The organism is Pedobacter sp. HMWF019 (assembly GCF_003061025.1).
Taxonomy (GTDB): Bacteria; Bacteroidota; Bacteroidia; order Sphingobacteriales; family Sphingobacteriaceae; genus Pedobacter.
In genome coordinates this window covers 1-12,480 of the sequence record NZ_QAIL01000006.1, presented here as the reverse complement: position 1 = coordinate 12,480, position 12,480 = coordinate 1, and the positions used below count along the sequence as shown (strand labels likewise).

Annotated in this window: 8 protein-coding genes; 7 read left to right on the top strand and 1 reads right to left on the bottom strand. The window is 42.0% G+C overall.

The window, feature by feature from the left end; genetic code table 11:
- Positions 1-155: 155 nt before the first annotated feature.
- The 3 genes from DBR11_RS00200 to DBR11_RS00190 are packed head-to-tail and all read left to right on the top strand — an operon-like array spanning position 156 to position 4,013.
- Positions 156-2,261: a transferrin receptor-like dimerization domain-containing protein gene (locus tag DBR11_RS00200; protein ID WP_233260596.1), complete on the top strand. Its 2,106-nt coding sequence runs from the start codon at positions 156-158 to the stop codon at positions 2,259-2,261.
- A 12-nt stretch (positions 2,262-2,273) separates the two neighbouring features.
- Positions 2,274-2,819: a TlpA disulfide reductase family protein gene (locus DBR11_RS00195; RefSeq protein WP_108549591.1), complete on the top strand. Its 546-nt coding sequence runs from the start codon at positions 2,274-2,276 to the stop codon at positions 2,817-2,819.
- Between the two features lie 54 nt (positions 2,820-2,873).
- On the top strand, positions 2,874-4,013 hold the full coding sequence (locus DBR11_RS00190) for a DEAD/DEAH box helicase (RefSeq protein ID WP_108549590.1): 1,140 nt from the start codon (positions 2,874-2,876) through the stop codon (positions 4,011-4,013).
- Here the strand turns inward: DBR11_RS00190 and DBR11_RS00185 are convergent.
- A complete protein-coding gene (locus DBR11_RS00185) occupies positions 3,978-5,177 on the bottom strand; it encodes a glycoside hydrolase family 99-like domain-containing protein (RefSeq protein WP_108549589.1) in 1,200 nt (399 codons plus the stop codon). The two genes, DBR11_RS00190 and DBR11_RS00185, sit on opposite strands and share 36 nt — an antisense overlap.
- A gap of 143 nt (positions 5,178-5,320) precedes the next feature.
- On the opposite strand from DBR11_RS00185, the gene DBR11_RS00180 reads away from it, so the two are divergent.
- The 4 genes from DBR11_RS00180 (at position 5,321) to DBR11_RS00165 (ending at position 12,444) form a co-directional block, all read left to right on the top strand.
- Positions 5,321-5,881, top strand: a complete 561-nt coding sequence (locus tag DBR11_RS00180; protein WP_108549588.1) for an RNA polymerase sigma factor — start codon at positions 5,321-5,323, stop codon at positions 5,879-5,881.
- Positions 5,882-5,954: 73 nt separating this feature from the next.
- Complete coding sequence (locus tag DBR11_RS00175; RefSeq protein WP_108549587.1) at positions 5,955-6,914, top strand: FecR family protein; 960 nt, start codon at positions 5,955-5,957, stop codon at positions 6,912-6,914.
- A 187-nt stretch (positions 6,915-7,101) separates the two neighbouring features.
- Complete coding sequence (locus tag DBR11_RS00170) at positions 7,102-10,629, top strand: TonB-dependent receptor (RefSeq protein WP_108549586.1); 3,528 nt, start codon at positions 7,102-7,104, stop codon at positions 10,627-10,629.
- Between the two features lie 45 nt (positions 10,630-10,674).
- Positions 10,675-12,444, top strand: a complete 1,770-nt coding sequence (locus DBR11_RS00165; RefSeq protein WP_108549593.1) for a RagB/SusD family nutrient uptake outer membrane protein — start codon at positions 10,675-10,677, stop codon at positions 12,442-12,444.
- Positions 12,445-12,480 lie beyond the last annotated feature (36 nt).

Genomic DNA, 12,480 nt, shown 5'->3' with positions numbered 1-12,480 from the left:
CCAATAGGTATGGACGGACCGATTAAATAAATTAGAAAACCAGTTTGACGATTAAATAAAAATATATGTATTGGAAAAATAAAACCTTAATCTCTATGTTTTGCCTCTCTATTCTCTCAGGGTCTGCTCTGGCACAACAAGACACACAACAAAACTTGGAAACAAAATTTGACCGCCTGTTAAGTAAGGAAAATATAGGAAAAACGATCAAAGAATTATCGGCCAAACCTCACCACTTAGGCTCAGCAGCAGGAAAAGAAGTGGCTGAAAAAGTTTACAATCAGTTCAAGTCGTATGGATGGGATGCCAAAATTGAAACCTTCTATGTCTTATTTCCTACGCCTGCAGAACGGCAACTCGAACTGATTGCTCCGGTTAAATTTACCGCGGAATTGAAAGAACCAGCTGTGCCAGGTGATGCTACCTCAGGACAGGAAGGACAACTACCAACTTATAATGCCTGGGGCGCGGATGGCGATGTAACTGCTTCCCTTGTCTATGTAAATTATGGCCTACCTGCAGATTATGAAGAGCTGGAACGGCAAGGCATTGATGTAAAAGGCAAAATTGTCATTGCCAAATACGGAAATTCCTGGCGAGGTATCAAACCCAAAGTAGCTTATGAACATGGTGCAATAGGTTGCATTATTTATTCAGATCCCATAGATGATGGTTACTATCAGGGAGACGGTTACCCAGAAGGCCCTTTCAAAAATGAACATACCGTACAACGCGGATCGGTCATGGATATGGTTATTTATCCTGGTGATCCGCTGACCCCAGGTTATGCCTCTGTCAAAAATGCAAAACGACTGGACAGAAAAGATGCAGTTACTATTTTAAAGATTCCGGTACTGCCCATCAGCTATCATGACGCAAAACCTCTGCTGGCAGCTTTAGACGGGCCGGTGGCACCGGCATCCTGGCGTGGGGCCCTGCCTTTTACCTACCGTATAGGTGGCAGCAGTAAAACGCAGGTTCATTTGAAGATTAAACAGAATTGGGATATTGTTCCTGCTTATGATGTAATTGCCAAGATAAAAGGAAGTGAGTATCCGGATGAATGGGTTGTTAGAGGAAACCATCATGATGCCTGGGTAAATGGCGCAGCAGATCCAGTAAGCGGGCTGGCTTCCTTGCTGGAAGAAGCGAAAGCTATCGGTCAACTGGCCAAGGAAGGTTACCGGCCAAAAAGAACGCTGGTTTATTGCGCCTGGGATGGAGAAGAGCAATCTCTGCTGGGCTCAACAGAATGGGTTGAACTCCATGCGAAAGAATTGAGTGCTAAAGCAGTGGCTTATATCAACACAGACGGAAACAGCAGCGGTTTTTTTAATGCGGGTGGTTCTCATGCCTTAACGCAATTAGTTACAGATATAGCCAAAGATGTGAAAGATCCATTAACACAGGCCTCTATATTTGATCGGAAGCGTGCCAGTGAGATTCTCAAAGCACCTGCCCAGAAACGTGCTGAAATTTTGGATAATACCCAATATACACTGGGCGCATTAGGTACCGGATCCGATTATTCTGCTTTTCTACAGCATTTAGGCATTCCAAGCCTGAATTTTGCTTTCGGAGGAGAAGCCGGTGGGGGTGAATACCATTCTATCTACGATTCTTACGACAATTACATTCGTTTTAAGGATCCTGATTTTAGTTATGGGGTATCACTTTCACAAGCCGCGGGAAGAGCTGTATTACGTTTAGCAGATACAGAAAAGTTGCCTTTTGATTTTCAGGGCTTATCTGAAGTCATCAAGAATTATGTGAATGAACTGGTCGCGCTGGCTGCAACTCAACGAAAGGCGAATACACTACAGAATGAATTGATTGACAAAGGAATTTACAGTCTTGCAGCAGTGCCGAAGGAAAATTTCATTTCGCCTAAACGGAAAATACCAGTTCCTGAAATTGATTTTTCATCTTTACTGGCAGCAGCCGATTCTTTACATTACGAAGCTTCTAAATTGACAAGAAGACAAAATAATTTTAAAACAGACGGAGCTTCACTCCGTAAAAACAATGAGAAACTATTCCAGGCCGAAAAAACATTATTGCTGGAAACCGGATTGCCGAGAAGGCCATGGTACAGCCATAGCATTTATGCTCCCGGATTCTATACTGGTTACGGTGTAAAAACCATTCCGGGCGTTAGAGAAGCACTGGAGGAAGGACACTATGCAGAAGCTGGTCAGGAGATTGAGCGGGTAACCGGCGCCATTAACAAATTAACAGATCACCTTAAAACCATATATTAAAATTGTAAAAACATGAAAAAGTTTATTTTAAGTATCGCTATAGCGATAACAAGCCTAGCAGGTTTTGCCCAGGAAAAGAAATTCGAAAACCCCAACAGCGATAGCCGGGGATATCTGGTCAAAGTTGGCGATAAAGCACCTGACGATTTTGAACTGATTCTTCAGGATGGAAAAAAAACGACCTTGAAAGAGCTGAGAGGGAAGATCGTTGTCCTTCAGTTTACCGCCTCCTGGTGTAAAGTATGCCGAGAGGAAATGCCCTATCTGGAGCGCGACATCTGGCAGGCTTATAGAGGCAAAGGCGTTGTACTCATCGGGGTTGACCGTGATGAACCCTTAGAAAAGGTGCAAAAATTTCATCAGGATATGAAAATCAGCTATCCTTTGGCCCTCGATCCGGGAGCAGGAATCTTTCAGAAATTTGCAGATAAGAAAGCAGGCGTGACCAGGAATGTCGTGATTGACCGGGAGGGTAACATACAGTTCCTGACCCGTTTGTATGATAAGGAAGAATTTGGTAAACTCGTTAATGTAGTCGATCAGCTGAGTAAAAACTAGCGATTTGAAGGCATTCCGCTTCTTTTACCTACTTTTACACAAAAAAAAATTACTATGCCTTTTGTATCCCTAGGTTTGTCATCTGCTTTGTCAAAAGCACTGAAAGATCAGAATTTCACCATACCAACGCCCATTCAGGAAACCGTAATACCAGCTATATTAAATAAAAAAGATGTATTAGGTATTGCCAAAACGGGTTCAGGAAAAACAGCCAGCTATGTTTTGCCACTGCTAATGAATGTGCAAAAAAGCTTTGGAGTGAAAAATCGCCATGCGGATGTATTGGTTTTAGTACCTACTCGTGAACTTGCGGTACAGGTTAAAGATGTATTTCAGACTTTTAGCCAGGCACTGCCAGAGTCCATTAAAACACTGGCAGTATATGGAGGGGTTTCTATTAACCCCCAAATGATGGCTTTGCAGGGTGTAAATATCCTGGTTGCAACACCAGGACGTTTATTGGAACTGGTGGTTATGAATGCAGTACACCTCTCCAGTATTGAAACCCTGGTATTGGATGAGGCAGATAAGATCCTCAATCTCGGCTTTAAAGAAGAGGTAGACAAAATTATTGCGCTTTTGCCAAAAAAGCGTCAAAATATACTCCTATCTGCGACCCTGAATAAGGATATTCGGCATATTCATCAAATTTTGCTGCAGGAGCCTGTTGTGATCGAGGTAGAAGAGAAGGTAGATTCGATAGAACTGATCAACCAGGTTGCATATATTGTTTCGGAGGAAAAGAAGGGGCCGTTTTTGCGTCGTCTGATCGATCATTATGAAATGAAACAGGTATTGGTTTTTGCTTCATCAGTACATCAGGTTGACGCTATTGTAAATAAACTCCGTAAAAATAACTTAGATGCAAAAGCCATTCACAGTAAAAAAAGTCAGGGCGCAAGAACAGAGGCCTTGCATCAGTTCAAGACCGGCAAACTGCGGATATTAGTAGCTACAGATCTAATGGCAAGGGGAATTGATATTGATGATCTTCCCTTTGTCATTAACTATGAATTGCCCCGTTCCCCAAAAGACTATGTCCATCGCATTGGCAGAACCGGTCGGGCAGATACCATGGGCGATGCCATTTCTCTGGTTAGCCAAAGTGAATTGCATCATTTTGAAGTGATCCAGAAAAAAATGGGTAAACAAGTGAAATTAATGGACAGCGAAAACTCTTTTAATGGCATCTAAATAGCCATAACCGTATACGTTGTCGGGTTGAAGGTAGCTGGTTTCTGTCCACTCATTCCAGCTGTTTATGGTAATTAGCGGAACTTGTTTAGGATGTTCGTCTGCGTAGGCCTTGGCCATGCGCAGACCTTTTTCAAAGTTTTCAGGCGTATTGTTTTTAACCACTGCACTATGTCCGGTACGAGGGCTGTTGTCCCAACCTACACTAATATGAGGATAATAGGTGAAATCAAATGCGGTATCGATACGTATCCATTCCTTTTTTACAGCATCAAGAATATGAAGATAATCGTCATTTACATTAGCAAAATGGCAAAACTGATAATGCGTTGCACTGGTAAAACCTAACTTTTTAACGAAAGCATTCTCTGGATTTTTTGTTTTACTGCCGTCGAAACCACTGTGGTTTGTATTGATAGACCACATGGTCAGCTGTAACTCCAGTCCGGGAAAACCGGCTTTTTTTGTCTCTTCTTTAAACCATTTCAAAGCATCTGCTGCTTGTTCAACACCCCCAAGACCATCTATAAGTTGCGGCATATCATAAATCATAAAAACAGGTTTCCCATTGATTTTGTAGTACTGCGGAAGTTTAAAGTACTTTTCAATATTTCGCCTGCATATTTTCTCAAATTCCGCTCTGCTTACCTTACCTGTCCAGATCACGTTATTTTCATTGAATTTATTTAAACGGGTATCCCAGGTATTGACCACATCATGGTTAGCCCACATGAGGTAAAACTTCATGTCGTTCACATTTTCGGCCTTTAGGAAGCCATTGTCCAGTGTAGTTTCCATAAATGGTCTGCCATCATACCAATACCAGTCAAAAATGAAAATGTTGACCCCATGTTTTACAGCCTGATTAATTTCCATAGACATCACTGCGGGATCTGCCTCATTAACTGGTCCCCACAAAGGTTTTCTGTTCCAATAGTGGCCAGGAAACCTGTCCTGAATGTTCAGCACAGTTTCCCATTCTCCATTACCGGCCGGCCAGAAAGGGCGTAACCTGGGGTCATCACTCGCATAAGCGGGATACAAGAATGCGGCAATGTCATATTTCTTCTTCGCAACCGGTGTTTCTGTTTGGCTAAAAGCCATTTTGCATCCAAGTAATCCGATCATCAACAATAATACGTGAAGGTGTTTTTTCTTGTTCATAGACTGTTTAATGAGTTCTTTTAAGAGGTGCAAATCCAAATATAAAGTTTTGCTTTAAGCCAGGTATCCTGTACTGTTATGGAGGCTTCGCAAATCGATTTCCAATTTAACATCCTGTTTATATTCGTTCTCTACTTTTGAGCATGTTGGAAACAGGTATCAGAAAGGAAGAACTCATTGAGCGGCTCAAAAAGGGAGATGAGGCTGCTTATGACTTGTTGTACGATCTGTACTGGAAAAAACTCTATATGCAGGCCTTAAGCCGAACGAAGAGTGAAGAAGCGGCCAAAGACATCATTCAGACAGTTTTTATCAATGTCTGGGAGCGAAGGGATAGCCTGATCATCCACACCACGATAGAACAATTTCTAATGGGGGCTGTAAAGTTGCAGGTCCTGAATTACTTCAGAACAGAAAAAGTTGAAGAAAAAGTACTGGAACACAGCCTGCAAAAAATGAATGAATTTGTCTTTATGGACGAGCTTTCCGGTTACTTTGAACTGGAGAAACTGATTGAAATAGAAGTTAAAGAACTACCTGAAAAGATGCGTAATGCATACCTGTTAAGACATACCCATCATTCTATTGCTGAAATTGCCCAGCAATTGAATCTTGCAGAACAAACGGTTTCCAATCATCTTTCGGAAGCAATGAGAAGAATCAGAAAAGGCCTTCGTGATAAGATTCCGCCGGCGCTTAATTAGTTAACAAAAGCTTAACAATTTGGAAAAGTAGATTTGGGCTTTAAGGGGTACTTATCATTAAAGAGGTACCAAGTTGAAAGCAGATCAGTTTAAAAAATTATTAGAGCACTATGCTAACGGAACATCCACCGAGAAAGAAAAACAACTCGTAGAAGACTGGTATGCCTCTTATGATGAGGACCTGATAGAAGATTTTGCTGATTCTGAAACAGAAGTAAGGGTCAAAGATGATATAAAGGCAGGAATTTTAGCTACGCGATCACAGGCGCCAGTAAAGAAACTGTTCTTCAGGAAATATTATAAATATGCGGCAATGATTGCGCTGGCAGTGCCTGCTATATTTGCAGGAAGGACCTATTTTAAAAAGGCAAATACTTCCGGAGCGGTGCAAAGCTTCACCATTGTTGAAACAAAAGCAGGAGAATATAAGAAGGTAAAACTGGAAGATGCATCCATCATCCAAATGAATCCCTTAACCAGGTTAAGGATCCCGGGGCATTTTGATCAGCAACCTGAACGAATTGTTTATCTGGATGGCGGCGAGGCTTTCTTTGAAGTAAGTAAAGATCCCCAACATCCCTTTATTGTGAAAACCCGGCAAATCAGAACGCGGGTATTGGGAACTAAATTTGCCGTTTCCCTGTTTGAAGGGGCTGGCGCTGAAATCAGTGTAAGTGAGGGGAAAGTAGAAGTGGGGGATGGCCATAGCGTATTTGATGAGCTAACCTATGGTAAACGCTTGAATTATAATCTTAAAAACAAAAAATGGAAGGTGAGTCAATTTCCATTAAAGGAGCACAATGCCTGGTATGTTAACGTGATTCGTTTAAGGAATGCCTCTTTTGCAGAGCTTTCCCGGGCAGTGAAAACCATTTATGGAGTTAAACTAAGCAGCAGAAACAGAAACGTTGCCGCTTACGTGTATAACCTGCACATCCGGTCAACCCGTTCGTTTGACGAAACGCTCAAGGTCATTTGTTCCATACATAAAAATAAATACAGGAGGACCAAAAATGGGATAGAGATCTACTAAAAAAACCGGACCTGCAGCAGGTCCGGTATGACAAATTCAACAGCAAGTAGTTTGAGACCCTCAGTCTGTTGGATCTTAAAAAAAATCTTATTTATCAATACTATCAAAGATAGGAAACCCTGCTGAGCTTGCAAGAAATAAATGTGGGTTCAGGTTGGTTCATCGCGATAGAAAATTATTATTTCAGATGAAAAAATATTTACTGCTCTCGCAGAAAATTATGCGTTTTACATTTCTTGTTTATTCTTTCCTGATTGCCGGTTCACAGATCCTTTCTGCGAACACATCAAATGGCCAGGTTTTGTATAAAAGAATGAATATTTCCTTCCAAAGCGGTAACCTACTCCATGTGCTGGATCAGCTTCAGCTCAAAAGCGGTGTCGATTTTGCTTATGACCCGGCTTATTTGCGATTGAAAAGAATCCAGATCACGGCAAAAGATTTCAATAATGAAAAGATAGGCACTATACTGAGAGCTATTTTTAATGAAACCGATATTCTGTTCAAGGAGGAAGTTCCCGGAATCATTACCCTGGTTAAGAATCAGGAGCCAGGTACCATTAGTGGTAAAATTGTAGATGAAAAAGGGGAACCTTTGCCTGGTGCAAGTATTAAAATCCTGGAACTGGACAGAGGCGTACAAAGTAAGCCAGATGGTAGCTATAGCATTAGTGCAAATCCGGGTACCTATACCCTGGTGGTTTCTTTTATTTCTTACACTTCTTCTACTCAAACTAAAATACAAGTAAAGCCAGGGCAAGTTACTTCTTTAAATGTTTCTTTAACGGCTCAGACAGGTACGCTGAATGAGGTTTTGGTAGTGGGTTATGGTACACAAAAGAGAGAGAACCTGACCGGAGCAGTAGATCAGATTACTTCTAAGGCACTTGAAAACCGTTCTGTTCCTAATCTTGCCCAAGGCTTACAAGGCGTAATACCCAACCTGAACCTCACGATGGGCGATGGTAAGCCCATCCAATCGCCAGCATACAATATTAGAGGAACAACGTCCATTGGCCAGGGAGGAAATGCTTTGGTATTGGTAGACGGAGTTGAAGGAGATCCATCGCGGATCAATCCTAATGATATTGCCAGTGTTACTGTACTCAAAGACGCTGCTTCTGCGGCTATTTATGGAGCCAGAGGGGCTTTCGGTGTGGTCCTGATCACTACAAAGAGTCCTTCGAAGGAAAGAACTTCTATCAATTATTCTATTGCGCAGTCTGTTAAATCACCCACAACAGTTCCTAAATATGTCACAGACGGGTATACCTTTGCCAGTATGTTTAATGATGCCTGGTCTGCATGGAACGATTACTCCCAAACCCCGCAAAACATCAACAAAACGGTTAAATTCTCACCAGAATATCTTGCTGAACTGAAACGCAGATCACTGGATCCATCTCTGCCGAAATACGAAGTAAACGCGAATGGAGAATATGTATACTACGACAATACCGACTGGTACCACGAACTGTACAAAGACCACAATTCTGCAACAGACCAAAACCTATCCATATCCGGAAGTAGTGGAAAAGCAGATTTTTATCTGTCTGGCAGATCCTTCCGTCAGTCAGGATTGTTTCGCTACAATTCTGATGACTATCAGATGTATAATGTTCGTGCAAAGGGATCATTAGAACTTTATCCCTGGTTAAAAATTTACAACAATGCAGATTATTCGGCATCCAAATACCACAACCCGGTCAATGTGGGCGAAGGTGGCGGGATCTGGAGGAATATTGCAGATGAGGGGCATAACGTAGCACCAATGTTTAATCCTGATGGAACATTGTCGTATTCTGCAGCCTATACCGTTGGAGATTTTTACTATGGAAAGAACGGAATCGATATGACACCTAAAGTATTTCGCAATACCACCGGATTTAGTAGTAAATTCTTCAATGACCAATTCAGGGTCAAAGGAGATTTTACTTTTCAGAATACCAATAATAACGAAAGCAGAACACGTGTTCCAGTACCTTATAGTCGTAAACCAGGGGTCATAGAATATGTTGGTTCTAACTACAATGATTTACAGCAGTTGTACAGAACGACCAATTATCTGGCCACCAACATCTATGCTGAATACGAACCCAAACTCATCAACAAAAATCACTATTTAAAGGTACTTGCAGGGTATAATTATGAACAATCTACCTATAAACGTTTGGAGGTGGTTCGTAATGGATTAATCTTCGAAGATGCGAAAGACATTAACCTTGCACTTGGACAATCTATAACAACAGGGGGTGGTTATGAGCAATGGGCCATCAACGGTGGTTTTTACCGTTTAAATTATGCGTTTAAAGACCGTTACCTGGTAGAGCTCAACGGACGTTATGACGGCTCATCCAAATTTCCTTCCAACCAACGCTATGCTTTCTTTCCCTCTGTTTCTGCCGGATGGAGGCTGAGTAAAGAGCCTTTCTGGAAGATCAATCCCAATGCGATTACAGATGTAAAAATCAGGGCTTCCTATGGCTCATTAGGAAACGGAAATATTGCGTCTTATGCATTTCTGGAAAAATTAGGCATTACGCAATCCGACAGGGTGTTAAATGGGGTTCGTCCTCAACAAACCAGCCAGCCGGGCGTGATACCTGATGGCTTAACCTGGGAAACTTCCACCACCCAGAACCTTGGATTGGATATCGCTTTCCTGAATAACCGCCTTAATTTTAGTGGCGACGCCTATATCCGTAAAACTACTGATATGTTTACCACAGGAATGACATTGCCGGCAGTGTTTGGAGTTGCAGTTCCAAAAGGAAACTACGCAGATTTAAAAACAACAGGCTGGGAAGCAACAATTACCTGGAACGATAAATTTGAAGTGGGTTCAAAACCACTGAATTACACGGTACGTTTAACCCTTGCCGATTACACTGCAAAAATCTTGAAATTTAACAACCCGGAGCGGAAATTATCAGATTACTATGCGGGCCAAACGGTAGGAGAGATCTGGGGTTTTGTAACCGATGGTTATTATACTGCTGCAAGTATTGCCGATCCCAATACCCCAAAACAGATCTTGTATAAATCGTCTAATACAGGTAAGATCCTGCCGGGAGATATTAAGTTTGCTGATCTGAATGGTGATGGTGTTATCAATGACGGAGATAAAACAGTCGGAAACCCGGGTGATAGAAAAATCATAGGTAATTCTACCCCACGTTACACGTATGGTATTTCCTTAGGTGCAGACTGGAAAGGCTTTTTCTTTAGCACCTTCTTCCAGGGCGTAGGCAAAATGGATTGGTATCCGGGTTCTGAAAACGGCACATTCTGGGGCCAGTACAACCGTCCGTATAATAAAGTCCCACAATTTCAATTGGGCAATATCTGGTCGCCTGAAAATCCAGATGCCTATTTCCCAAGATACAGAGGATATATTGCTCAAAATGGATCGGCAACTTTAACACAGGTACAAACTAAATATCTGCAGAATGTGGCTTATATCCGGATGAAAAACTTGCAGATTGGTTATAACCTACCACAGACCTTCCTTAAAAAAGCAGGCTTGAGCAGTGTGCGGGTTTTCCTGACCGGTGAAAATTTATGGAGCTGGTCGCCTTTATATAAGATTACCAAAGATATTGATGTAGAGAGTATTACCGGATCGGATCGTGTGCTTACAGATGGAGGCAGTGGTAACGGCAATAACTACCCGATTCTGAAAAGTTACAGTCTGGGCTTATCTGCAACCTTTTAATCCTTAAGTAAGAAAACAATGAAATGTATATTAGAAAATATAAAGATGAGAAGATTCTTTTTTGTTTTAACCGCATTAGCTGTCGCGCTGAACGGCTGTAAAAAATTAGATCAGATACCACAAGATACAGCTACAAAAGAGGCCGTTTTCGGAAGTGAAAAGGGATTAGAACTGTATGCGAATTCTTTTTATAAATTATTGCCTTCTGCATCAGATGCCCACAAGAAAGATGAAATGTCTGATTACGCAGCCAGGAGCCAGGCACCAGATTTTCTGGTTAATGGCGCATATGGGCCGCGGCAGAGCAATGGCTGGGACTGGGATGGTCTGAGAAACATCAATTACTTCCTTGAAAATAACAACAACAATAAAGTTTCTGCGGCAGTAAGACTTCAGTATAATGCACTGGCCAGGTTTTTTAGAGCTTATTTTTATTATACAAAAGTAAGAAGGTTTGGAGATGTACCCTGGATCAATAAAACCTTTAAGGTCGATGATCCGGACTTGTACAAGGGCCGGGATAAGCGGTCCTTAGTGATGGATTCTGTATTGGCCGATTTGAACTATGCCTGTAATAATATCAGTCGCATCAGTGACAATTCCAGGTCACTCATCACTAAGTATGTGGCTCTGGGTTTCAAGTCCAGAGTTTGTTTGTATGAAGGAACTTACCGTAAATACCATGATGAAGCAGGTTTGACCGGAAGTTCTGAACAATGGCTCAGAGAATCTGCAGATGCTGCACAAAAGGTGATGACCGAAGGCGGTTTCGCTTTAAATACCAGTGGTGGCGATCTGGCCTACCGGAACTTGTTCATCAGTACAACACCGGTAGCAACCGAGGTGATGCTTGCTGCGGTAACCGACGCAAATCTGTCGGTGTACAACGATGCCAACTGGTGGTGGACCAGCGCTACTTATGGGGCCAGGATCAGTTTTACCAGGATGTTCATCAACACCTATCTGAATATAGACGGTACACCATTCACTAACCGTGCCGGTTATCAAACCCTCGTTTTCAAAGATGAGGTTAAAGGAAGAGATAAAAGACTGCAACAAACCATCCGAATGGGCGATTATAAAAGAATCAACGGAGGAGCTTTAGAAGCTGCTCCTCCAATATTCTCTTATACCTATACCGGCTATCAGCCTATAAAATATGTTCTGGACGATACCAAATATGATGGTGGTGGCCAAAACATCAATTCTATACCGTTAATGCGTTATGCAGAGATCTTGTTGAATTATGCAGAAGCAAAGGCAGAATTAGGCACTTTTACAGATGCAGACTGGATAAAAACTGTAGGTTCGCTGCGTCAGAGAGCCGGTATTACAGGAGGGCTGAGCAACAAACCAGCAACAGCCGACCCTTATTTACAAACGGTTTATTTTCCTGGCATCTCAGATGCGGCCTTATTGGAAATCAGAAGAGAACGCGGTATCGAATTGTCTCTGGAAGGCCTGCGTTTTGATGATATTGTGCGCTGGAAGAAAGGAGATCTGATGACTAAAGTATGGAACGGATTTTATGTTCCAGCGTTAAATGTACCGATGGACCTCAACGACGATGGCAAGCCCGATGTTTGTTTTTACCAGGTCATGCCAGCCAATCCGGTAGCTGGTGTAAATTATATCAACGTTGCACCGACCATTAACGGTGGGCCAAATCCACAGCGGCTTTCTAATGACACTTCCGGAGAACTGACCTGGCTAAGTACTACTAAGCGCGTTTTTGAACAAAAGAACTATCTTTATCCTATACCAGAATCAGACCGCTTATTTAACCCTAAGCTGGGACAAAACCCAGGATGGTAGAATTTATAAATTGATTAAAACAACACACTATATAAT